We start from the raw sequence: 23,563 nt of genomic DNA, 5'->3' as shown, positions 1-23,563 counted from the left end.
TTTTTCTTTGCCTGTGATTAGCGCCAGAACGGGAAGAAGTACAGCAGGGTCGCCATGACGCCCACGATCATCACGAACGCGTAGTGATAGATGTACCCGGTCTGGAAGGTACGGGTGATGGTCGAGAACCAGCCGATCATCTTCGCGCTGCCGTTGACCAAGAGGCCATCGATCAGCATGCGGTCGCCCGCCTTCCACAGCCCGTTGCCGACGCCGCGTGCGCCGCCGGCGAACACTGCCTGGTTGAACGCATCCATGTAGTACTTGTTGTCCAGCAGCGTGTGCAGGAACTTGAACTTGTTGTAGAACCAGGCCGGGACGCGCGGATTGACCATGTAGCAGTAGTAAGCCGCAACCACGCCGGCCAGCGCCAGCCAGAACGGCGCCGTCTCCAGGCCGTGGATCGCCATGGCGCCGGCGCCGTGGAATTCTTCGCTCAGGGTGCGCATCGCGGTGTGGTTCTCGCCGACGAAGATCACGTCCTTGAAGAAGTCGCCGTGCAGCATCGGGCCGATCGCCAGGTAACCGATGATGACCGACGGGATCGCCAACAGCACCAGCGGCAGGGTCACCACCCATGGCGACTCGTGCGGCTTCTGGCCCGGGGCCAGGCCGTGGTGGCCGTGGTCTTCCTCGTGGTGCGCGTCGGACTCGTGCAGGGCCAGCGGATCGCCATGGCCCGCATCGTGTCCATGAGCAGCTTTGTGGTCGTGCGCATGGTCGTCATGCGCATGCGCCTTGCCGAAGCGCTCTTCTCCATGGAAGACCATGAAGTACATGCGGAACGAGTAGAAGGCGGTCACGAACACACCGGCCAGCACGGCGAAGTTGGCAAAGCCGGCGCCCGGGATGTTCGAGGCGTGCACCGCTTCGATGATCGAGTCCTTCGAGTAGAAGCCCGAGAAGAACGGGGTGCCGATCAGGGCCAGCGAACCGAGCAGCGAGGTGATCCAGGTGATCGGCATGTACTTGCGCAGGCCGCCCATGTTGCGCATGTCCTGGTCGTGGTGCATGCCGATGATGACCGAACCGGCGCCGAGGAACAGCAGGGCCTTGAAGAAGGCGTGGGTCATCAGGTGGAACACGGCCACCGAATAGGCCGAGGCGCCCAGCGCGACCGTCATGTAGCCCAGCTGCGACAGGGTCGAGTAGGCGACGACGCGCTTGATGTCGTTCTGGATGATGCCCAGGAAACCCATGAACAGCGCGGTGATCGAACCGATCACGATGACGAACGACAGCGCGCCGTCCGACAGCTCGAACAGCGGCGACATGCGCGCCACCATGAAGATGCCGGCGGTGACCATCGTCGCGGCGTGGATCAGTGCCGAGATCGGGGTCGGGCCTTCCATCGAGTCAGGCAGCCAGACGTGCAGCGGGAACTGGGCCGACTTGCCCATCGCGCCGATGAACAGGCAGATGCAGGCCGCGGTCAGCAGCGGCCAGCCGATGCCGGCCACCGTCATGCCGGCCAGCTTGTCGGCCTGGGCGAAGGTTTCGCCGTAGTGCATCGTGCCGGAAGCGGCCAGCAGCAGGCCGATACCGAGGATGAAGCCGAAGTCGCCGACGCGGTTGACCAGGAAGGCCTTCATGTTGGCGAAGATCGCGGTCGGACGGGTGTACCAGAAACCGATCAGGAGGTAGGAAACCAGGCCCACCGCTTCCCAGCCGAAGAACAGCTGCAGGAAGTTGTTCGACATGACCAGCATCAGCATCGCGAACGTGAACAGCGAGATGTACGAGAAGAAGCGGTTATAGCCTTCGTCCTCGGCCATGTAGCCGATCGTGTAGATGTGGACCATCAGCGAGACCGAGGTGACGACGCACATCATCATCGCCGACAGAGTGTCGATCTGGAAGCCGACCGCGAGCTTCACGGTGCCGACCTGCATCCAGGTGTAGATGTCTTCGTTGAAGCGCGCGCCGTCGAGCACGGCCAGCAGGGTCATGACCGAGATGACCAGTGCGATCGCGACGCCGAGGATGGTTGCCGTGTGGGAGACCTTGCGGCCGACCACGTTACCCAGGAACTTGGTTCCGAGCAGGCCGGCGATTGCCGAACCTGCCAGCGGCGCCAGCGGCACCGCAAGTAAGAGTGAGGAAGAGAGTTGCCCCGCCATGTTGAACCTTAATCGTTATTGTTAATCAACCGAGACCGGTCAGCCCTTGAGGCTGTCGAGGTCTTCCACATTGATCGTGTCCAGGTTGCGGAACAGGACCACCAGGATCGCCAGGCCGATTGCCGATTCGGCAGCCGCGACGGTCAGGATGAAGAACACGAAGATCTGCCCTGCCGCGTCGCCCAGGTAATGCGAGAAGGCGATGAAGTTCAGGTTCACGGCCAGCAGCATCAGCTCGATGGCCATCAGCAGGATGATGATGTTCTTCCGGTTCAGGAAAATACCGATGACCGAGATCGCGAACAGGATCGCGCCCAGGATCAGGTAGTGTGCGAGCGATAAGGTCATGGGTTCTCCTTGTTGGGCACCGGGGTGGCTACCTCGGCCGCGGCTGCAGTGGCCGCTGCGGCAGCGGCAACCGACGCATCGTCGAGGGCGCGCTGGTTGACGCTGTCCATCTTGACGATGCGCAGGCGGTCGTTGCGCTTGACGCGCACGGCCGCTGCCGGGTCGATCGCCTTGCTGTCGGTGCGGCGGCGCAGGGTCAGCGCGACGGCGGCGATGATGGCGACCAGCAGGATCACGGCGGCGATTTCGAAGCCGTAGATGTACTGGGTGTAGATCAGGCGTCCGAGTTCGCGGGTGCCGCCGATGTTCAGCGCGGCCGCTTCCGCGGTCTGGGCGAAGCCGCTGTAGCTGTTGTAGAGCACCAGCGCCATTTCGATGACGATCACGACGCCAATCAGCAGGGCCATCGGCAGGTAGCCCCAGAAGCCTTCGCGCATGCGGTCGACATTAATGTCGAGCATCATGACGACGAACAGGAACAGCACCATCACGGCGCCGACATACACCAGCACCAGCACGATGGCGAGGAATTCGGCCTTCAGCAGCAGCCAGATACCGGCCGCGTTGAAGAAGGCGAGCACGAGGAACAGTGCGGCGTGCACCGGGTTCTTCGCAGTGATGACGCGCAACGCGGACAGCACCATGACGGCCGCGAAGACGTAGAACAAACCAGTTGTGAATTGCATGACTGACGGGACCTTTTCTTATGAGCGCTTATTGACGACGCATTAGCGATACTTCGCGTCAGCCGCACGGGCGGCGGCGATGTCGGCTTCGTAGCGGTCGCCCACGGCCAGCAGCATCTCTTTGGTGTAGTAGAGATCGCCGCGCTTTTCGCCGTGGTATTCCAGCACATGGGTCTCGACGATCGAGTCGACCGGGCAGGACTCTTCGCAGAAACCGCAGAAGATGCACTTGGTCAGATCGATGTCGTAGCGCGTGGTGCGGCGGGTGCCGTCCTCGCGCTGCGCCGATTCGATCGTGATCGCCATCGCCGGGCAGACTGCCTCGCACAGCTTGCAGGCGATGCAGCGCTCTTCCCCGTTCGGGTAGCGGCGCAGCGCGTGCAGGCCGCGGAAGCGGTTCGACATCGGGGTCTTCTCTTCCGGGTACTGCACGGTGATCTTGCGCGACAAGGCATAGCGGCCCGTCAGGGCCAGGCCCTTGAACAGTTCGGTCAGCATCAGGCTGCCGAGGATTTCTTTAATGCGGTTCATGAATGCAATTCCTTACTTCCAGATATTCCAGGACGTCTGCATGACGCCGGCGACCAGCACCAGCCAGACCAGCGTGATTGGAATGAAGACTTTCCAGCCGAGGCGCATGATCTGGTCATAGCGGTAACGCGGGAAGGTGCCGCGGACCCAGATCATCAGGGACACCAGCAGGAACATCTTCAGGAACAGCCAGAAGAAGCCGCCGAAGGCGCCGCCGAACTCCAGGATCGCGAACGGTGCGTGCCAGCCGCCGAGGAACATGATCGATGCCAGGGTCGCGATCAGGATCATGTTGGCGTATTCGGCCAGCATGAACATCGCGTAGGACATGCCCGAGTACTCGACCATGTGGCCGGCGACGATTTCCGACTCGCCTTCCACCACGTCGAATGGGTGGCGGTTGCACTCGGCAAGACCCGAGATGAAATAGATGGCGAACAGCGGCAGCAGCGGCAGCCAGTTCCACGAGAACATGTTCAGCCCGTTACTTGCAGCCATGCCGATGGCCTGGCCGGCGACGATGTCCGAGAAGTTCAGGCTGCCCGAGACCATCAGCACCACGACCATCACGAAACCCATCGGGATTTCATAGGAAATCATCTGGGCCGAAGCGCGCATGGCGCCCATGAACGCGTATTTCGAGTTCGACGACCAGCCGGCGATGATGATGCCGTAGACCTCGATCGAGGTGATCGCCAGCAGCAGCAGCAAACCTGCGTTGACATTGGCCAGCGCCGCGCCTGGGCCGAAAGGCACGACCGACCAGGCGGCCAGCGCCGGCATGATCGTCATGATCGGGCCCAGCACGAACAGCTTGGTGGTGGCCTTGGTCGGGATCACGATTTCCTTGAACAACAGCTTCAAGGCATCGGCGATCGGCTGCAGCAGGCCCAGGGGACCGACGCGGTTCGGGCCGACACGGATCTGGATCCAGCCGATGAGCTTGCGTTCCCACAGGGTAGCGTAGGCGACCAGGCCCATCAGCGGCAGCAGGACGCACAGGATCTTGATCACAGTCCAGACCAACGGCCAGACCGGTGCGATCGGGCTGGCGGCGCCGAACTCGTAGAAACTATCGATATAACCGGGCGTTGCCATTACTTGCCCTCCCCTGCTTTTTCAATATTGATCGAGCCGAACATCGCGCCCAGCGTTGCCGTTGCCGGGTGACCGGCGGCCACGCGCACGACGTTCGCCGGCAGGCGCGCGTCGATCTCGGCGACCAGCAGTGCGCTGCCCGTGCCTTGCGTGACGCGTACGACGTCGCCCGCGGCCACGCCCAGGCGCTCGGCCAGGGCTTTCGGCAGGCGCGCCAGCGGCTGCTGGCCGTCGGCCGTGCGCAGCAGCGGTTCGGAACGGCGCGCGATGGCGTCGGTGAAATAGATCGGCACGTCGGCAATGCGCTGCAGCGCGCCCTGCTCTTGAGCGCGGTTCGCCGCCTGAGGAGCCAGCTTCGCCACGTTGTTCAGCTTGCCCGAGTGATCGGTGACGCCTTTACCCAGCGCTTCGTCGCGAATCGCTTCGGCGGTATCGAATTCAAAACCTTGCAGGCCGAGCAGATTGCCCAGCACGCGCAGCACTTTCCAGGCCGGACGGGTCTCGCCCAGCGGCTTCACGGTGCCGTTGAAGCTTTGCGCGCGGCCTTCGCAATTGACAAAGGTACCGGCGGTTTCGGTGAACGGCGAGATCGGCAGCAGCACGTCGGCATACTCGAAGCCATGCTTGAACGGCGACATGGCAACCACCATTTCCGCGCCGTGCAATGCGGCCATGGCCTGCTGCGGGTTGGCGCAATCGAGCTCCGGCTCCGCGTTCAACAGCACGAAGGCTTTCTTCGGTGTGGCGAACAAGTCGGTGTTGCTGGTCGCACCGACCAGGTAACCGCCGACGGTGTTGGCCGCTTCCACGAAGGAGCCGAGTTTGGCGCCGATCGCATCGGCGATCCATTGCGCGGCCGCGTGGATCTGCGAGGCTTGCGGGTGGTGGGCGGCGGCGTTACCGAGCAGTACGGCGCCCGGCATGTCGGCGCCGGTGGCAACAAGTGAAGCGGCGATCGCCTTGGCGGCGTCGCCGGCCTGCACGTTCTCGAAGCCGCTCGGGGCCGCGATTTCTTTGGCGGCAGCCACGGCCGACACGATTTCCGACAAGGCGGCGAGCCAGTCGTTCGGCGCGGCGATCATCTTGCCGGCAAACGGCATCAGGTTGTCTTCATCAGAGGCGTGCAGGATCGACAGCTTGGCGCCGCTCTTGGTCGCCTGGCGCAGGCGGGTGGCCGCCAGCGGGTGGTCCTTGCGCAGGAAGGAGCCGATGATGAAGGCGCGCTTCAGGTTCGACAGTTCGGCGATCGGCATGCCCAGCCATGGCGTCACGCTGCCGTCCAGGGCGAAATCGCTCTGGCGCAGGCGGAAGTCGATGGCGTTCACGCCGAAGCCGCGCATCGCCTTGTTCAGCAGGTGCAGCTCTTCGACCGTGGAATGCGCGGTGGCAACGGCGGCGATGCTGTCGGCGCCATGCTCATGGCGGATGTTGCGCAGGCCATGGGCGACGTATTCCAGCGCCGTCTGCCAGTCGGTTTCCTGCCACTGCCCGCCCTGCTTGATCATCGGGTTGATCAGGCGGTCGGCGTTGTCCAGGGCTTCGTACGAGAAGCGGTCCTTGTCCGATAGCCAGCATTCGTTGATGGCTTCGTTCTCGAGCGGCAGCACGCGCATGACTTTGCCGCCCTTGACCTGGACGATCAGGTTGGTGCCGAGCGAATCGTGCGGCGAGATCGACTTGCGGCGCTGCAGTTCCCAGGTACGGGCGCTGTAGCGGAAAGGCTTCGACGTCAAGGCGCCCACCGGGCACAGGTCGATCATGTTGCCCGACACTTCCGAGTCGACGGTCTTGCCGACGAAAGTCGTGATTTCCGAGTGTTCGCCGCGGCCAACCATGCCGAATTCCATCACGCCGGCTACTTCCTGGCCGAAACGTACGCAGCGGGTGCACTGGATGCAGCGCGCCATCTCTTCCATCGAGATCAGCGGGCCGGCCTCTTTCGGGGCGACCACGCGCTTTTCTTCGTTGTAGCGCGAATTGCTCTTGCCGTAACCGACGGCCAGGTCTTGCAGCTGGCATTCGCCGCCCTGGTCGCAGATCGGGCAATCGAGCGGGTGGTTAATCAGCAGGAACTCCATCACCGACTTCTGCGCCTGCACGGCCTTGTCGCTGTGGGTGCGCACGATCATGCCCGGCGACACTGGCGTGGCGCAGGCAGGCATCGGCTTCGGCGCCTTTTCCACTTCGACCAGGCACATGCGGCAGTTCGCTGCGATCGACAATTTCTTGTGATAGCAGAAGTGCGGGATATAGGTCCCGAGTTTGTTTGCGGCGTCCATCACCATGGAACCTGGTGCGACTTCGACTTTTTTGCCGTCTAATTCAATTTCAACCATTTGATCGTTACCTGACCTGGCTTAAAGGTATGTGGGCACAGCGCATTGCTTGTGCTCGATGTGATGAATGAACTCGTCGCGGAAGTGCTTGATCATGGCTTCCACCGGCATCGCGGCGGCTTCGCCGAGTGCGCAGATGGTGCGGCCCTTGATGTTGAACGCAACGTTGTTCAGCAGCTCGATGTCTTCCGGACGGCCCTGGCCGTTTTCGATCCGGTGCACCATGCGGTACAGCCAGCCGGTGCCTTCGCGGCACGGCGTGCACTGGCCGCAGGATTCTTCGTAGTAGAAGTAGGACAGGCGCAGCAGCGACTTGACCATGCAGCGCGTCTCGTCCATGACGATCACGGCGCCGGAACCGAGCATCGATCCCGCTTTCGCGATCGAGTCGTAGTCCATGTCCGTTTGCATCATGATGTCGCCCGGGATCACCGGCGCCGACGAGCCGCCAGGAATCACGGCCTTGATCTTCTTGCCGCCGCGCATGCCACCGGCGAGTTCCAGCAGCTTCGCGAACGGCGTGCCCAGCGGGATCTCGTAGTTGCCCGGACGCTCGACGTCGCCCGAGATCGAAAAGATCTTGGTGCCGCCGTTGTTCGGCTTGCCGAGGGCCATGTAGTTCTCGGGACCGATGTTCAGCAGGAACGGCACTGCAGCGAAGGTCTCGGTGTTGTTGATCGTCGTTGGCTTGCCGTACAGGCCGAACGAGGCCGGGAACGGCGGCTTGAAGCGCGGCTGTCCCTTTTTACCTTCGAGCGACTCGAGCAAGGCGGTTTCTTCGCCGCAGATGTAGGCGCCATAACCGTGGGCCGCGTGCAGCTGGAAGGAAAACTCCGAGCCCATGATCTTGTCGCCCAGGAAGCCGGCGGCGCGCGCCTCTTCCAGCGCTTCTTCGAAACGCAGGTATTCCTGGAAGATCTCGCCGTGGATGTAGTTATAGCCGACGGTGATGCCCATCGCGAACGCGCCAATGGCCATGCCTTCGATCAGCGAATGCGGGTTGTAGCGAATGATGTCGCGGTCCTTGAAGGTACCCGGCTCGCCTTCGTCGGTGTTGCAGACGAGGTATTTCTGGCCAGGATACTGGCGCGGCATGAAGCTCCACTTCAGGCCGGTCGGGAAACCGGCGCCGCCGCGGCCGCGCAGGCCCGAGGCCTTCAGGTCGGCGATCACCTGTTCCTGGGTGATGCCGCCTTCCAGGATGCGCCGCAGGGCCGAATAGCCGCCGCGCTTGACGTAATCTTCAAGATGCCAGTTTTCGCCGTTCAGATCCTTCAGGATCAGCGGATTGATGTGACGGTCGTGCAGGCTGGTCATTGCTTGGCTTCCTTCAATTCTTCCACCAGGGCGTCGATCTTCTCGTTGCTCATGAACGAGCACATGCGGTGGTTATTCACCAGCATGACCGGCGCATCGCCGCAAGCGCCCATGCACTCGCCTTCCATGACGGTGAACTGGCCGTCTTCGGTGGTGCTGCGGAACTCGACGCCGAGTTTCTGCTTCAGGTGGTGCGCCGCGCGCTCGCCGCCGGACAATGCGCATGGCAGGTTGGTGCACACGGTGATCTTGTGCTTGCCGACCGGGCGGATGTTGTACATGTTGTAGAAAGTCGCCACTTCCTGCACGGCGATGGCCGGCATGCCGATGTAGTCGGCGACTTCCTGCATGGTTTCAGGCGACAGCCAGCCCAGTTCGACCTGGGCGTGCGCCAGCGCGGCCATCACGGCGCTCTGGCGCTGGTCAGCCGGGTACTTGGCCAGTTCGCGGTCGATTTTTTGATAGCACTGCTCGGATAACAACATATTCTTTTCTGCCTTTACGACTTATCGGACGGAAGCGTCACCTGTCAATGGAACCGAAAACGATGTCCTGGGTGCCGATGATGGTGACGGCGTCGGCGATCATGTGACCGCGCGACATCTCGTCCAGGCTCTGCAGGTGGGCATAGTCCGGGGTACGAATCTTCATGCGGTAGGGCTTGTTGGCGCCATCGGACACGATGTAAATGCCGAACTCGCCCTTCGGGTGTTCGATCGCGGCATAGGCCTCGCCCGGCGGCACGTGGAAGCCTTCGGTGAACAGCTTGAAGTGGTGAATCAGGGACTCCATGTTCGACTTCATCTCTTCGCGCGCAGGCGGGACGATCTTGTGGTTGTCGATCATCACCGGACCCTGGTTCGCGCGCAGCCAGGTGACGCACTGCTTGATGATGCGGTTCGACTGGCGCATCTCTTCCATGCGCACCAGGTAGCGGTCGTAGGAGTCGCCATTCGTGCCGACCGGGATGTCGAATTCGAGCTCGCTGTAGACGGCATACGGCTGCTTCTTGCGCAGGTCCCATTCGACGCCCGAACCGCGCAGCATGGCGCCGGTAAAGCCCATCGCCATCGCGTCTTCCGGGCTGACGACACCGATGCCCACCGTGCGCTGCTTCCAGATACGGTTATCGGTCAGCAGGGTCTCGTACTCGTCGACATAACCGTCGAAGCGCTTGGTGAAGGCGTCGATGAAGTCGAGCACCGAGCCCTGGCGGTCTTCGTTCAGGGCGGCGATCGCTTTTTTCGAGCGGATGATCGATTCCTTGTGCTGCGGCATGAAGTCCGGCAGGTCGCGGTACACGCCGCCCGGACGATAGTATGCCGCGTGCATACGTGCGCCGGACACAGCTTCGTAGACGTCGAACAGGTCTTCGCGGTCGCGGAAGGCGTACAGGAAGGGGCCCATGGCGCCGATGTCGAGCGCGTGCGCGCCCAGCCACATCAGGTGGTTCAGGAGGCGCGTGATTTCGTCGAACATGACGCGGATGTACTGGGCACGGACCGGCGCTTCGATGCCGAGCAGGCGCTCGATCGCCAGCACGTAGCCGTGCTCGTTGCACATCATCGACACGTAGTCGAGGCGGTCCATGTAGGGCACCGACTGCAGGTAGGTGCGCGTTTCGGCCAGCTTCTCGGTGCCGCGGTGCAGCAGGCCGATGTGCGGGTCGGCGCGCTGGATCACTTCGCCGTCGAGTTCGAGCACGAGGCGCAGCACGCCGTGCGCTGCCGGGTGCTGCGGACCAAAGTTCAGGGTGTAATTCTTAAGCTCAGCCATTATTTCATCCCGTAGGTTTCTTCGCGGATCACGCGCGGAATGTTTTCACGCGGCTCGATCGTCACGGGTTGGTAGATCACGCGCTTCTGCTCGGGGTCGTAGCGCATTTCGACATAGCCCGAAATCGGGAAGTCCTTGCGGAACGGGTGGCCGATGAAGCCGTAGTCGGTCAGGATGCGGCGCAGGTCGCCGTGACCGTCGAACAGGATGCCGTACAGGTCGAAGGCTTCGCGCTCGTACCAGTTGGCGGCGCGCCAGATCGGCGTGATCGATTCCACGATCGGCATCTCGTCGTCCGGGCAGAAGGTGCGCACGCGCACGCGCCAGTTGTTCGCCAGCGACAGCAGGTGCACAACGACCGCGAAGCGCGGGCCGTCGTAGGTCCCTTCGCCGTATTCGGAATAATCGACGCCGCAGAGGTCGATCATTTCTTCGAACGCGAGCGTCGGGTCGTCGCGCAGGGTCTGCATCGACGCGATGTAATCGGCGGCCTTGACCACCACGGTCACTTCGCCGAGCGCCGCGGTAATCAGTGCGCCCTCGCCCAGTGCTTTTTCCAGGGCGAGCTGGAGGACTTCGAGTTTTGTCGTCATGGTGAATCCGGCAATGGCGGTTATTTAGCTACGCGCGATGGTGTTGGTGCGCTTGATCTTGTTCTGCAGCTGCATGATTCCGTACAGCAGAGCTTCCGCCGTCGGCGGGCAGCCCGGCACATACACGTCGACCGGCACGATGCGGTCGCAGCCGCGCACTACCGAGTACGAGTAGTGGTAGTAGCCGCCGCCATTGGCGCAGGAACCCATCGAGATCACCCAGCGCGGCTCGGCCATCTGGTCGTAGACCTTGCGCAGCGCCGGCGCCATCTTGTTGCACAGGGTACCGGCGACAATCATCACGTCGGACTGGCGTGGCGACGGGCGGAACACAATGCCGAAACGGTCGAGATCATAGCGGGCTGCGCCCACATGCATCATCTCGACCGCGCAGCATGCCAGGCCAAACGTCATCGGGAACATCGACCCGGTGCGCGCCCAGTTGATCAGCTTATCGGCTGTGGTGGTAATGAAACCTTCGTTTAGAACGCCTTCATGAATAGCCATGGCTTATTCCCAATCAAGGGCACCCTTCTTCCAGATGTACCAGAACCCAACGACGAACTCGGCGATAAACACCATCATCGTCACAAAGCCGGTCCAGCCCAGTTCGCGCATGGAGACGCCCCATGGGAAGAAGAATGCCGTTTCCAGATCAAACAAAATAAAGAGGATCGCGACCAGGTAGTACCGGACGTCGAATTTCATGCGTGCGTCTTCGAAGGCTTCGAAGCCGCACTCGTAGGGGGAAAGTTTTGCCGCATCGGGACGCTGTGGTCCGAGCAGATACCCGAGCACCTGGGGTGCGACGCCGACACCGACGCCAATCAGGATAAAGAGAAGAACGGGGAAATAATTTTCGAGGTTCACGATGGAGCCTATTTGAACGATCGGTTAATGAATCCACTGCATGCCTGCAGCGCCGCATCGCGCAATCCTGGCCTCGTACTACCAGGACCGGACGACTGATCCTCGTGAAAAAGCCAGCTCAGGCATGAGAGCAATTGCTCGTTTGCCCTTGCTGGCTTTTTCTATATTTTGGTGCCGACGGCGAGACTCGAACTCGCACAGCTTGCGCCACTACCCCCTCAAGATAGCGTGTCTACCAATTTCACCACGTCGGCTGGAGACCAGTATTCTACCCTGCTTTAGCACCTTTTTTCAATGCACAAATTGAGGCATCGCAAGGAAAAGCGGGACAATTCTCAAACTTTCTCTCGTTGCGCCTTTGAAAACACAGCAAAAGAGGTCTGAACGTTCAACCGCACCCTGGCGGGCGGCGCTGCTGACGCTGTACTACAAGGGACTGCCACTACTGAAACGATACCACTGCCCTACCCTGGCGCCTGTCCGCACACGCGAAAACCGGCGGCGCCGGTCTTCGCGGGCGATGCAAACGACAGCTTACTGCTGCGTTGCCGGCACGGCTGGCGCTGGAGCGGCCGGAGCCGGGGTCGGCGCTGGCGTGGCTGGCGCGGTCTGCGCAGGGGTGACTGGAACTTCCGTCGCCGGCGCCAGGACTGGCACACCCGCGGCCGGCGCAGGCACGTCGGTCGTGATGTTGGTGGTCGTTGCAGGAACGGCCGGAGCGGCATTTCCAGGTACGCCGTTGGCAGGCGCGGCCATGCGCTCCATCACGCCGCCGGTCGGCGCGGTGCCGCTACGGCTATTGCCCATGTAGGCCAGGGACAGGGTCGAGGCGAAGAAGATGGCCGCGGCAACTGCGGTCGACTTCGACAGGAAGTTCGACGAACCGCTGGCGCCGAACAGGCTGCCCGACGCGCCGGAGCCGAAAGCGGCACCCATGTCGGCACCCTTGCCGTGCTGTAGCAGCACGAGGGCGATGATGGCCAGCGCGGAGATGACCTGCACGACAATCACAAAATTGGACAACACGTTCATTACGATTCCATTCCAAGTTTAACTACGTTGCAAATTCTTTTCAGCCAAGGACCTTCAGGCTGCGGCGATGATCGCCAGGAAATCCTGTGCCTTCAACGCGGCGCCGCCGATCAGGCCGCCGTCGATGTCGGCCTGCGCCATCAGTTCGACCGCGTTGTCCGGCTTCATGCTGCCGCCATACAGGATGGCGACCTTCTGCGATGCTTCTGCACTACGCTCGCGCAACTGGCTGCGCAGCTGGGCATGCACTTCCTGCGCCATGGCCGGGGTAGCCGTCTTGCCGGTACCGATCGCCCAGACCGGCTCGTAGGCCACCACGATACGCTCGATGGCGGCGTCGTCAAGCAGCTCCAGCACGGCGGACAATTGCCGGCTGACGACCGAGGTCGTCTGGCCTGCTTCGCGCTCGTCGAGCGTTTCGCCGACGCAGACGATCGGGGTCAGGCCGGCGCTCAATGCCGCCTGGGCCTTCTGCGCCACCAGCAGGTCGCTCTCGCCATGGTAGGCGCGGCGCTCCGAGTGGCCGACGATCACGTAGCGGCAAGCGAAATCGGCCAGCATCGATGCGGCGACTTCACCGGTGTAGGCGCCGCTCGCATGGCGCGACACGTCCTGGCCGCCCCAGGCAAGCACGGTTCCGGCCAGCGCATCGGCACATTGCTGCAGGTAGGGAGCCGGCACGCAGACGGCGCAAGCCAGCTTTGCGGGGTCAAGCCCGCCGAGCCCGGCGGCAATACCAGAGAGCAGCGACGCGTTATCCGCACGGCTGCCGTTCATCTTCCAGTTACCTACAACGAGTTTGGGACGCATATTACCCCACAGTCAAATAACCCGCTATTCTAGCTGCCGTTCCGGAGACGGTCAAACTAAGGCTGAGCGGAAGCAGGAGAAAGTAGCGAATGCTCGAACCGAGTCATACCACCTGCAACACAATCTTCCCGACGTGCGCGCTGCTCTCCATCAGCGCATGCGCCTCGGCTGCCTGCGCCAGCGGAAACACCTTGTAAATCACCGGCTTGATGCGCCCCGCCTCGATCAGCGGCCACACCCGTTCGCGCAGCTTGCCCGCGATCGCCGCCTTGAATGCGACCGGCCGCGGGCGCAGGGTCGAGCCACTGATGGTCAAACGGCGCCGCAGCACCTGCCCCAGGTCGACCGTCGCCTTCGCCCCACCGAGCAGTGCGATGAGGGCGATGCGGCCGTCGTCGGCCAGGCAGGCGATCTCGCGCGCCACATAGTCGCCGCCCACCATGTCGAGCACGACATCGACGCCGCGCCCGCCGGTCAGGGTTTTCACGGCGTCGACAAAATCTTCGTCCCGGTAATTGATTCCGCGCTCGGCGCCGAGTTCCTCGCAGGCGCGGCATTTTTCATCGCTGCCGGCGGTCGCGAACACCCGATGCCCCAGCGCGCTGGCCAGCTGGATCGCGGTGACGCCGATGCCCGAGCTGCCGCCCTGCACCAGCAGGGTCTCGCCTTCGCTCAAGCCCGCGCGGTCGAAAACGTTGGTCCAGACCGTGAAGAAGGTTTCCGGCAGCGAGGCCGCCTCGACCGGGGTAAGACCGGCCGGAATCGGCAGGCATTGCGCCAGCGGCGCCGCGCAGTACTCGGCATAGCCGCCGCCCTGCACCAGCGCGCAGACCATGTCGCCCCTGGCGAAGCCGCTGCCGGCAAGATCGCCGGGGTTGCCGTCCACGATCTCGCCCGCCACTTCCAGCCCCGGCAGGTCGGAGGCGCCGGGCGGCACCGGATAGTGGCCTAGGCGCTGCAGCACGTCCGGGCGATTGATGCCGGCGGCGTGGACCCGGATCAGCACTTCGCCCGCTTTCAGTGCAGGGAGCGGGCGCTCGCACAGTTGCAGTACTTCGGGTTTCCCGGGCTGGGTGATCTCGATGGCGCGCATGGTGGGCTCCTTCTTAGGAAAAGCGCAATTGTACGCCAGGGCTTTCGACCCTTTAATCGTTGCTGTACGGCGAATATATTTCCTAATTCTATGTCCTTGCGCAAACAAATTCTCTAACGTATGAGCTTTCTAGCGAACGCTAGAGCTGGCGCAATGAACTCATCCGGAACTATCTTGTTCGGCCTATTCCAGGCGCATAAATTGAAGGACCCGAGCTCAGCTGCTCGGAGCCGTCCCTCAACTACCGAAGGAGCACGATCATGCATGTGAAATCGCCTGCCCTGTTCGACCTTGCGCGCCGCAGCCTGGTCGGCGCCGCGCTCGCCGTCGTCCTCGCCCTTCCCGGCCAGCACGCCTTCGCCCAGAACTGGAGCAACGAGCGCTGGACCGGCACCTGGGGCACCGCGCCGGCCGGGCCGCCGCTGCCGGCCAATGTGCAGACCTTCACCGACCAGACCCTGCGCCTGATCGTCCATACCAGCATCGGCGGCAACCGCGTGCGCATCCGCGTTTCGAACGAGTTCGGCGCCACGCCCTTGCGCATCGGCGCCGCCCGCATCGGCGTGCGCAGCACGGGCTCGGAAGTCGCGCCCGGCACCGACCGCGCGCTCACCTTCAGCGGCAACGCATCGATCACGATTCCACCCGGCGCACCGGTGCTGTCCGATCCGGTCGAGCTGAACGTACCGGCCCTGAGCGACCTGGCCATCAGCCTCTACCTGCCCGGCACGGTGCAGGCCAGCACCCTCCACAACACGGCGCTGCAGACCAACTACGTGTCGCTGCCGGGCGACTTCACGGCGGCGGCCACGCTGCCGACCCAGCGCACGATCACCAACTGGCCCTTCCTCACGGAAGTCGACGTCGACAGCACGGGTCCGGCCATCGTGGCGATGGGCGACTCGATCACCGACGGCACCCGCAGCACGGTCGACACCAACAACCGCTGGCCCGACTGGCTGGCGCGGCGCCTGCAGACCGTGCGTGACCCGGTGCTCGGGCTGAACGCCCGGCTCGGCGTGGTCAACCGCGGCATCAGCGGCAACCGCCTGCTGTCCGATTCGCCGAACCCGCTCGCCGGCCGGTCGATCCTCGAGCGTTTTGATCGCGACGTGCTGGCCACCGCCGGCGTGCGCTACATGACCCTGATGATCGGCATTAACGACATCGGCAACAGCCCGAACGAGAACCCGATTGCGGCCAGTGAACTGATCGCCGGCTACCGCCAGGTCATCGCACGCGCCCATGCCAAGGGCATCGCCATCTTCGGCGCCACGCTGACGCCCTTCGAGGGCGCCGGCTACTATTCGCCGCAGAAGGAAGTCGTACGCGAGGCGGTGAACGCGTGGATCCGTTCGAGCGACGAGTTCGACGGCGTGATCGACTTCGACCTCGTCACCCGCGACCCGGCCCGCCCGAGTCGCTTCCTGCCCGCCTTCGACAGCGGCGACCACTTGCACCCGAGCGATCTGGGCTACCAGGCGATGGGGAATGCGGTGCCCTTGACGCTGTTCCGCTCGCTGGGAGCGGCGGCGGTCAAGCCGGCGGAATCGGTGAAATAATTCCGGACCCGCGTCGCGGGATTGCTGCAAACAAGTACAGGCACGTAGGGTGTGCGGCTCTACTTGACGGCCCGCATCAACGCTGCTGATGCGCCGCTCACGCGTTCAACAGACGTGTGAGCGGAGCGAGCTTGCTGGAGCCGGTTGAACGCGTGAGCGGCCCAGGCGCCGTGATTATTCCAGCTTTCGGGTGGAGCCGCCCACCCTACGTTCCGCGCCCACCGGGGGGGTTACTTTCGCGGTTCATGGAGTCCCCTCAAGCCGCTGCTGGGTGCACTGCCCGTGCACTCTTCCACCAAGCTACTGTCTGGTCGGAGAACGCATCGAACTGTGCCTGCGAAGCAAATGCGCGGCGCGGAATCGCATGGGCGGTCATGCCGTTGTAGAACACCAGGTAATTGCGCGTCATGATTACCTCGCGAATTCCCGCCCATGCATTCATGGAATCGTTGACAGCAGTAAGCTCTTTCAAACCTGCGGGCGAGATCGAAAAGTCATGCCTCCCAAGCACACCGGGCGTCTTGGCAGCCATCAGGAGCATGCACAAGAAGCTGATCAGTGCACCCACAAGCATAGCGATGAGGCCAACGAAAACGGCGACGAATGCTGCAATCACCACGTCGATGAACGATTCGAAACCAGGGTCGGCCCACGTGAAGCCAAAGTTCAAGCAAATAACGATCAGAAAGGAAATTACATTGAGAGGCATTCGCGATTGCAGCTTGCAATTAACAGCGATGAGGTCGCGCCAGGTGAGGTTCGTCGAAATGTCCATATGGCGATCGTGGGGGAATGAGCAGATGCTGTCATGTTGGCAAAGTAGCCAAGCTTAGCACTGTTACTCGCGATAAAAACACGCACATTCTCACCTACCATCCGCGTCAGCCTTCACGACATCGGATCGGCCTAGCCCCCACCCGTCTTCGACTGCGTCGGCAAACTCGTCCCCACCTTCCAGGTCCGCGACAAGGCCTGCGCCTCCTCGATCTGCGCCTGCGTCATCTGTTTTGAAATTGCCGCGCGCTGGTTCACCGCGTTGTGGTTTCCGGTGGCCGCGGCCAGGTTCCACAGCATGTAGGCGATCACCGGGTCGCCCGGTACGCCGGCGACCTTGTAGCGGTACATCAGCCCCAGCGCATGCTGGGCTTCGCCGTGGCCCTGCTCGGCCGCGCGGCGGAACCAGGTGACGGCGTGTTTCTGGTCCTGCGGCACGGCGTTGCCGGTGTAGTACATGGCGCCGACGACGTACTGGGCGTCGGCCTTGCCCTGCTGGGCCGCCTTCACGTGCCAGGCAAAGGCTTCCTTGTAATTGCGGACGACGCCGCGGCCCATGTAATACATCAGGCCCAGCAAGTGCTGGGAGTCGGCGTGGCCGGCGCGTGCCAGCGGCGTGACTTCTTTCAGGGCCTGCGCGTAATTGCGGGCGTTGTAGGCGCTTGCTCCCTCGGGAAAGCCAGCTTGCGCCATGCCTTGCAGGCCAAATACCAGCAGGATCGCTGCGATAGTTTTTTTCATTGTCTCGTGCGTGACCGGACTCTTTCGTACCTGGGTGCGATGATGGGCTCGATTACTTCCAGCTGACCTTGCCCAGCCCGTCGACGCTCACCTTGCGGCTCAGGGGCTTGCCGTAGATGGTGACCGAACCCATGCCCGACAGGTTCAGGTTGGCGCTGCCGTGGGCTGTGGCGCTGGCGTTGCCGAGGCCCGACAAGTCGAGCGTCACGCTGTCGGCCGTCAAACCCTGTGCGTCCAGGCCGCCCAGGCCGGCCAGTTCGGCTTTCACCCACTTGCTGCGCCCGGCCAGCGTCACGAAGCCGGCGCCCTGCAAGTCGAGGCTGATGCCTTCGCTGTTCATCCCGGTCAGCTTCATGCTGCCGACGCCCTCAAGGCTGGCGCTGATCAGGCGGTAAACCACGTTCACGTTCATCGTCCCCGCGCCGTCGAGCGACAGTTCGAGCTCGTCGCCGCGAAAACCCGTGATGTCGGTGCTGCCCAGGCTCTCGGAACTGACTTCGCGCAGGTTCGGCAGCACCATGTCGGCCCGTACCGGGCTCTGGCGGCCCAGGCGCACGCCGTTCATCTCGCTGCCGATGACGAGGCTGTCGCCGTTCTGGCGAGAGCTTAGCTTCGCGATCCAGCGCGGGTCCCCGGACAGCACCAGCGAGGCCGGGCTGCCCTGGCGCAGGCGCAGGTCGACCACGCCTTCCACCTTGACGCGCACCACGCGCGCATCGAGCGGCCGGGTTTCGGTAACGCCGTCCGGCGCCGCTGTGGCCGGACGCAGCGGCGCCAGCATGCACAGGGCGGCGAGGCCCAGACCCACATAATTGATCATGCGATGTTCTCCGTGTTTCTCGTGTTGCGTTGCGTTTGCCTGGAATGTTACCCGACAATTCCTGGCGGCTTGCGAAATGCAAGATTGCCGATATCGCCACTATAGCCAGCCGCCGGCAGCAAGCGGCGCGGATTGCGACAGACTGCAGATTCGAAGGCCCAGACGACGGATTGACCGTGCATATGCGTCCCGCATGGTCCACATGCATACGCAAAAAAATGACTTTCCAACATGCTGTTGCGCTAAGATTGGGCCGCTGTTTTTCCATTCGATTCAGTCCTATCCTTGAGGTCATCAATGCGCATGCGCCATCTTCCCGTCCTGCTGGCCGGGCTCAGCCTGTCGGTCTCCGCCTTAGCTGCCACGCCTTCGGCGTCAAGCGACAGGTGGGACCTGCCGGTCCACACCAAAAAACTCGACAACGGCCTGACCGTGATCGTTACCCCGGATTCGAGCTCGCCGACTGTCGGCGTCTCGGTCGTGTACCACGTCGGCATGCGGCTCGAGCCGAAGAACCGCACCGGCTTCGCCCACCTGTTCGAACACCTGATGTTCCAGGGCACGCCGAATGCCCCGAAAGGCGTGTTCGATAAAACCATCACCGGCGGCGGCGGACGCAACAACGGTTCGACCCGCGCCGACTTCACCAACTACATCGAAACCGCGCCGGCTTCCGCGCTCGAGCCGATCCTGTGGCTGGAAGCGGACCGCATGAAGACGCTCGATTTTTCGGCCGCGACCCTGAAGAACCAGCAGGACGTGGTCAAGGAAGAAATCCGCGTCAACGTGAAGAACCAGCCCTACGGCGGCTTCATGTGGATCGACATCGGCCAGCACGCCTTCCAGAAATGGGAAAACAACCATGACGGCTACGGCAGCTTCCAGGACCTCGAAGGCGCCAGCCTCGACGACGTGCGCGCCTTCCACCGCGACTACTACGGCCCGAACAACGCGGTGCTGGCCATTGCCGGCGACGTGACCCCGGCCCAGGGCTTCGCGCTGGCGCAGAAATACTTCGGCGGCATCGCCGCGCGCCCGGTGCCGAAGGGCGGCGACTTCACCGAGCCGCTCAACACGGCTGAAAAACGCATCGAGCAGAGCGACGCGCTGGCCCAGGTGCCGGCGCTGGCCGCGGCCTGGAAGATGCCTGACCGCGGCAGCCGCGACCAGGCGCCGATGGCCGTGCTGGGCGAACTGCTGGCCGGCGGCGACGCCTCGGTCCTGTACCAGGGCCTGGTCAAGGGCCGCGAACTGGCGCTGAACGTGGACGTCCTGTTCGGCCTGACCAGCCCATGGGAATTCGACGGCCCGACCCTGTTCACCGTGTACTCGATGTACAAGCCGACCACCAACGCCGACGCCATCCTCGCCGCCATGGACCAGGAAATCGCGAAGATCGTCAAGGACGGCGTCGACGCCGCCACCTTGAAGCGCGTAAAAACCCGGATGCTGGCCGACTGGAACAACGGGCTGGAAAGCTTCATCAGCCGCGCCGACACCCTGGCCCGCCTGCAGACCCTGTGGGGCGACGCGCATGTCGTCAACAAGATCCCTGGCTGGATCGAAGGCGTCACCTCAGCCGACATCCAGCGCGCGGCCTCGACCTACCTGGTCAAGACCAACCGCACCGTGATCGACCGCAAGCCCGTCGCCAAGCCGGCGACCCCAAAATAAGGAGCGCATCGATGAAAAAACTGATGCTGACACTGGCGATCTCGATGATGTTCGCCCCAAGCGCTTTCGCGCAGACTTCCGCCGTGGCGCCTGCGCCGCAAGCGGCCGCGATGCCTGCCTACGGCCAGGACAAGCCGATCCCGACGCCGAAAATCGTCAAGAAAACCCTCGCCAATGGCATGACCGTCTGGGTCGTGCCGCGCAAGGGCCTGCCACGCGTGGACTACGTGCTGGCCGTGCGCGGTGCAGGTTTTGCCGCCGACGGCCGCGACAACCCGGGCTTTGCCAGCCTGCTGGCCGGGATGATCAACGAAGGCAGCGCGAGGCGCGATTCGCGCGCGATCGCCGAAGCGGCCCAGGGCATGGGCGGCTCGGTCGCCGCCGGCCCGGCTTCGGACGGCATTCTCGTGCAGGCCAACGCGGTCACTTCGCGCGCGGCCGACATGATGTCGCTGCTGGCCGAAGTCACGCGCACGCCGAGCTTCCCGGCCAAGGAGGTCGAGCTGGCCAAGGCCAATGCGCTGCAGTCGCTGCGCGCGGCCGAAGCCACGCCGCGTTTCCGCGCCGAGCGCGCCATCAACCAGGCCGTGTATGGCGAACACCCTTACGGCCACACCCAGCCGACCGCGGAAGCGATCGGCGCGGTGACGCAGGAAATGCTGCGCAGCGAGCATGCCAAACGCTTCCGCCCGGACCGCGCCTTGCTGGTGATTACCGGCCCGGTCAAGGAGGCTGGCATGATGAAGCTGGCGCAGACCGCCTTCGGCAGCTGGAAAGCCACCGGCCAGGCGCTGGCGGAAACGGCGCCGCCGGCCCGTGCGTCCGCACCGGCGCGCATCGTCCTGCCGCGCGCAGGCAGCGTGCAGTCGACGATTCGCGTCGGCGGCCCCGGCATCCCCGCCAGCGCCGACGAACAGGTGCCGCTGCGCCTGGCCAGCACCATCCTCGGCGGCGGCTTTTCGAGCCGGGTCAACATCAACCTGCGCGAGCAAAAGGGTTATACCTATGGCGCCTCGGCCGGTGCGCGCATGAACCGCGTCGGCGGCGCCGTCATGGGCGGGGCCGATGTGCGCAATGAAGTGACGGGCGCGGCGCTGACCGAATACCTGAACGAGTACAAGCGCATCGGCAGCGAGCTGGTAACGCCTGAGGAAATGACGATGAACAAGCGTTACGTCGCCGGCGGCTACCTGATCAGCAACCAGCTGCAGGGCGCCGTCGCCTCGACGCTGGCCCAGAACTGGCTGATCGGCCTGCCGCCGGAATTCCTCGGCCAGTACGTGCCGCTGATCCAGAAGGTGACGCCGCAGCAGGTGCGCGACGTGTCGAAGAAGTATTTCGCACCCGAGGCGCAGTCGATCGTGGTGGTGGGCGATCCGGCCGCATTGGGCGCGCAGCTCAAGCCGTTCGGGGAGTTCAAGGTGCTTGAGAAGTAAATCGACATTCGTGTCGACCGAATGCCCGCCGCGTGCGGGCATTTTTTTTGGTCTCCTACCCCCGCAACGCCTTTTCCAGGTCTTCCAGCTCCGCCGGCTTGACCAGGTGGGCGTCGAACCCGGCTTCCAGCGCGCGGCGGCGGTCGTCGGGCGAGCCGTAGCCGGTATGCGCCACCAGGCGGATGTGAGTCAGCTGCGGGTTCGCCTTGAGCATGCGCGCCAGCTGGTAGCCGTCGACCCCGGGCAGGCCGATGTCGAGCACGGTCACTTGCGGCTTGTGCTCCAGCGCCATCGCTTCGATGCGGCCGGGGTCCGAGGTGGTCCAGGTTTCGTGACCCATCTCGGCCAGCAGGAAGCCCATCATCTCCATCGCATCGACGTTGTCGTCGACCAGCAGCACGCGCAGGCCGGCCGGGGCCGCGTCCTCTTTCGGCGCCACGCCGATCGCCCCTTCGGCGGCGGCGGTGCGCAGCACCGGCAGTTCGACCGTGAAGGTCGAGCCCATGCCGATGCCCGGGCTCTCCGCGCGCAGGCTGCCGCCGTGCATTTCGAGCAGGCGCGACACCAGCGACAGGCCGATGCCCAGGCCTTCGGGCGCGCGGTCGGGCGGCACCGCCGCCTGGGCGAACATGCCGAAGATGCGCGACAGGTTGTTCTCGGCGATGCCGATGCCGTTGTCGATCACCGCAATGTGCACGCTCTCTTTGTGGAGCGCTACCTCGAGGCGGATTTCGCCGCCGACCGGGGTGAACTTGGCCGCGTTGTGCAGCAGGTTGCCCATCGACTGCGCCAGGCGCACCGGGTCGCCGGCGATCCAGACCTGGCAATCGGCCTGGCGTACTTCCAGGCGGTGGCCGCGCGCCGCGATCAGCGGGCCGGCGGTCTCGATGGCCTGCTCGATGACGGCGCCGAGGTTGACTTCCTCGCGCCGCAGCACGATCTTGCCTTCCGAAATCCGGGCGACATCCAGCAGATCGTCGACCAGGTGCGCCAGGTGCTCGACCTGGCGCAGGATGACTTCGCGCGCCTGGGCATGGCGCCCGGCGGCCGCGTCGCCGCCCACGCCCAGCAGCGCGGCGGCGTTGCGGATCGGGGACAGGGGATTGCGCAGCTCGTGGGCGAGGGTCGCCAGGAACTGGTTCTTGTTGGCGTCGGCGGCGCGCAGCAACCCTTCCATTTCCTTGCGCGCCGAGATGTCGCTGGTCACGCGCGCCACCCGGTAGACGTCGCCACGGGCATTCCGCACCGGGAACAGGCGGTCGCGCACCCAGCGCGTGGCGCCGCCGGCCAGCACCACGCGGAATTCCTCGTCGTAGTGCGGCTGGATCGCCAGCGTGGCCCAGCGCCCGGCCAGGCGCGCGCGGTCGTCGGGATGCACGCCGTCGAGCCAGCTGGCGTGGTGGCGGCGCAGCGAATCGCAGCTGCGGCCCCAGATGGTGGCGTAGGCCGGGCTGACATAGGCGAGCACGCCGTCGGGCGCGGAAAACATCCAGAACACGTCCTCGACGTTGTCGGTCAACTGGCGGAAGCGCTCTTCGCTTTCGCGCAGCTCGTCCTGGGTCTGGCGCATGCGCAGCAGCGCATTCACGTTGGCGATCAGCTCATCGGCTTCGATCGGCGCGGCCAGGTAGTTGTCGGCGCCGCCTTCGAGTCCGCGTACGCGGTCGGCGCGGTTGGTCAGCGCGGCCGAGGTCTGGAGCACCAGCACGCCGCAGGTATCGGGGTCGGCCTTGATGCGGCGGCAGACTTCGATGCCGTTGATGTCGGGCAGCTTGACGTCCAGCAGCACCAGCGCCGGCTCCTCGTCGCGCACCATGGCCAGGGCGTCGGTGCCGTTGGCCGCCTCCAGTACGTTGAAGCCGGCGCTGCGCAGGATGCGCGTCTTCGCGTAGCGCGCGCCGTCGTTGTCGTCGACGTTCAGGATGGAAAATGGTTTGGCGGTCATG

General features: G+C 63.8%; 22 protein-coding genes and 1 tRNA gene. 3 read left to right on the top strand and 20 right to left on the bottom strand.

All coding sequences use genetic code 11. The features are described from left to right. Positions 1–17: 17 nt before the first annotated feature. The 16 genes from nuoL to AC56KZ_RS16870 form a co-directional block, all read right to left on the bottom strand. Entirely contained in the window at positions 18–2,120 is a 2,103-nt protein-coding gene (nuoL, locus tag AC56KZ_RS16945; protein ID WP_497163352.1) for an NADH-quinone oxidoreductase subunit L, read from the bottom strand. 39 nt (positions 2,121–2,159) lie between these two features. Further along, complete coding sequence (gene nuoK, locus AC56KZ_RS16940) at positions 2,160–2,468, bottom strand: NADH-quinone oxidoreductase subunit NuoK (RefSeq protein WP_497163351.1); 309 nt, start codon at positions 2,466–2,468, stop codon at positions 2,160–2,162. Beyond that, positions 2,465–3,154 carry an NADH-quinone oxidoreductase subunit J gene (locus AC56KZ_RS16935; protein WP_497163350.1) on the bottom strand — a complete coding sequence of 230 codons (690 nt, stop codon included), beginning with the start codon at positions 3,152–3,154 and terminating at the stop codon, positions 2,465–2,467. The genes nuoK and AC56KZ_RS16935 overlap by 4 nt, the downstream gene beginning before the upstream one ends. A 42-nt stretch (positions 3,155–3,196) precedes the next feature. Further along, a complete protein-coding gene (gene nuoI, locus AC56KZ_RS16930) occupies positions 3,197–3,685 on the bottom strand; it encodes an NADH-quinone oxidoreductase subunit NuoI (RefSeq protein WP_290423001.1) in 489 nt (162 codons plus the stop codon). A 12-nt stretch (positions 3,686–3,697) separates the two neighbouring features. Next, on the bottom strand, positions 3,698–4,783 hold the full coding sequence (gene nuoH / locus AC56KZ_RS16925; protein ID WP_497163349.1) for an NADH-quinone oxidoreductase subunit NuoH: 1,086 nt from the start codon (positions 4,781–4,783) through the stop codon (positions 3,698–3,700). Beyond that, positions 4,783–7,119 (bottom strand): NADH-quinone oxidoreductase subunit NuoG, encoded by a 2,337-nt coding sequence (gene nuoG, locus AC56KZ_RS16920; protein WP_497163348.1) that lies wholly within the window; start codon positions 7,117–7,119, stop codon positions 4,783–4,785. The genes nuoH and nuoG overlap by 1 nt, the downstream gene beginning before the upstream one ends. A gap of 21 nt (positions 7,120–7,140) precedes the next feature. Beyond that, positions 7,141–8,436: an NADH-quinone oxidoreductase subunit NuoF gene (gene nuoF / locus AC56KZ_RS16915; RefSeq protein WP_497163347.1), complete on the bottom strand. Its 1,296-nt coding sequence runs from the start codon at positions 8,434–8,436 to the stop codon at positions 7,141–7,143. After that, a complete protein-coding gene (gene nuoE, locus AC56KZ_RS16910) occupies positions 8,433–8,921 on the bottom strand; it encodes an NADH-quinone oxidoreductase subunit NuoE (RefSeq protein WP_497163346.1) in 489 nt (162 codons plus the stop codon). The genes nuoF and nuoE overlap by 4 nt, the downstream gene beginning before the upstream one ends. A 37-nt stretch (positions 8,922–8,958) precedes the next feature. Then, the gene (locus AC56KZ_RS16905) at positions 8,959–10,212 is read right to left on the bottom strand and encodes an NADH-quinone oxidoreductase subunit D (RefSeq protein WP_497163345.1); all 1,254 of its coding nucleotides are present in this window, start codon (positions 10,210–10,212) and stop codon (positions 8,959–8,961) included. Then, positions 10,212–10,805, bottom strand: a complete 594-nt coding sequence (locus AC56KZ_RS16900) for an NADH-quinone oxidoreductase subunit C (RefSeq protein ID WP_497163344.1) — start codon at positions 10,803–10,805, stop codon at positions 10,212–10,214. The genes AC56KZ_RS16905 and AC56KZ_RS16900 overlap by 1 nt, the downstream gene beginning before the upstream one ends. A gap of 24 nt (positions 10,806–10,829) precedes the next feature. Then, the gene (locus tag AC56KZ_RS16895; RefSeq protein ID WP_497163343.1) at positions 10,830–11,312 is read right to left on the bottom strand and encodes a NuoB/complex I 20 kDa subunit family protein; all 483 of its coding nucleotides are present in this window, start codon (positions 11,310–11,312) and stop codon (positions 10,830–10,832) included. 3 nt (positions 11,313–11,315) lie between these two features. Next, entirely contained in the window at positions 11,316–11,675 is a 360-nt protein-coding gene (locus AC56KZ_RS16890; RefSeq protein WP_136218549.1) for an NADH-quinone oxidoreductase subunit A, read from the bottom strand. Positions 11,676–11,844: 169 nt separating this feature from the next. Beyond that, positions 11,845–11,929, bottom strand: a tRNA-Leu gene (locus AC56KZ_RS16885). 280 nt (positions 11,930–12,209) lie between these two features. Next, positions 12,210–12,707, bottom strand: a complete 498-nt coding sequence (gene secG / locus AC56KZ_RS16880; RefSeq protein ID WP_497163342.1) for a preprotein translocase subunit SecG — start codon at positions 12,705–12,707, stop codon at positions 12,210–12,212. Positions 12,708–12,761: 54 nt separating this feature from the next. Further along, on the bottom strand, positions 12,762–13,517 hold the full coding sequence (gene tpiA / locus AC56KZ_RS16875; protein ID WP_497163341.1) for a triose-phosphate isomerase: 756 nt from the start codon (positions 13,515–13,517) through the stop codon (positions 12,762–12,764). A 103-nt stretch (positions 13,518–13,620) separates the two neighbouring features. After that, positions 13,621–14,610, bottom strand: a complete 990-nt coding sequence (locus AC56KZ_RS16870; protein ID WP_497163340.1) for an NAD(P)H-quinone oxidoreductase — start codon at positions 14,608–14,610, stop codon at positions 13,621–13,623. A gap of 260 nt (positions 14,611–14,870) precedes the next feature. Between AC56KZ_RS16870 and AC56KZ_RS16865 the strand changes: the two genes are divergently transcribed. Continuing rightward, positions 14,871–16,172 carry an SGNH/GDSL hydrolase family protein gene (locus AC56KZ_RS16865; RefSeq protein ID WP_497163339.1) on the top strand — a complete coding sequence of 434 codons (1,302 nt, stop codon included), beginning with the start codon at positions 14,871–14,873 and terminating at the stop codon, positions 16,170–16,172. Between the two features lie 256 nt (positions 16,173–16,428). Here AC56KZ_RS16865 and AC56KZ_RS16860 read toward each other — a convergent pair whose 3' ends face one another. From AC56KZ_RS16860 to AC56KZ_RS16850, 3 genes are all read right to left on the bottom strand, one after another. Beyond that, a complete protein-coding gene (locus tag AC56KZ_RS16860; protein WP_497163338.1) occupies positions 16,429–16,947 on the bottom strand; it encodes a YcxB family protein in 519 nt (172 codons plus the stop codon). 131 nt (positions 16,948–17,078) lie between these two features. Continuing rightward, complete coding sequence (locus AC56KZ_RS16855) at positions 17,079–17,687, bottom strand: tetratricopeptide repeat protein (RefSeq protein WP_497163337.1); 609 nt, start codon at positions 17,685–17,687, stop codon at positions 17,079–17,081. Between the two features lie 52 nt (positions 17,688–17,739). After that, positions 17,740–18,507, bottom strand: coding sequence for a GIN domain-containing protein (locus tag AC56KZ_RS16850; RefSeq protein ID WP_497163336.1), 768 nt, complete (start codon positions 18,505–18,507; stop codon positions 17,740–17,742). Positions 18,508–18,810: 303 nt separating this feature from the next. Between AC56KZ_RS16850 and AC56KZ_RS16845 the strand changes: the two genes are divergently transcribed. Together AC56KZ_RS16845 and AC56KZ_RS16840 are read left to right on the top strand one after the other, a co-directional pair. Next, positions 18,811–20,181: a M16 family metallopeptidase gene (locus tag AC56KZ_RS16845; protein ID WP_497163335.1), complete on the top strand. Its 1,371-nt coding sequence runs from the start codon at positions 18,811–18,813 to the stop codon at positions 20,179–20,181. An 11-nt stretch (positions 20,182–20,192) separates the two neighbouring features. After that, entirely contained in the window at positions 20,193–21,617 is a 1,425-nt protein-coding gene (locus AC56KZ_RS16840) for a M16 family metallopeptidase (RefSeq protein WP_497163334.1), read from the top strand. Positions 21,618–21,672: 55 nt separating this feature from the next. Here AC56KZ_RS16840 and AC56KZ_RS16835 read toward each other — a convergent pair whose 3' ends face one another. After that, positions 21,673–23,562, bottom strand: a complete 1,890-nt coding sequence (locus tag AC56KZ_RS16835; RefSeq protein ID WP_497163333.1) for a hybrid sensor histidine kinase/response regulator — start codon at positions 23,560–23,562, stop codon at positions 21,673–21,675. Position 23,563 lies beyond the last annotated feature (1 nt).

The organism is Telluria sp. LT2P34 (assembly GCF_059685915.1).
The sequence above is the reverse complement of the archived record's forward strand: the minus strand, read 5'-3'. Positions and strand labels throughout refer to the sequence as shown.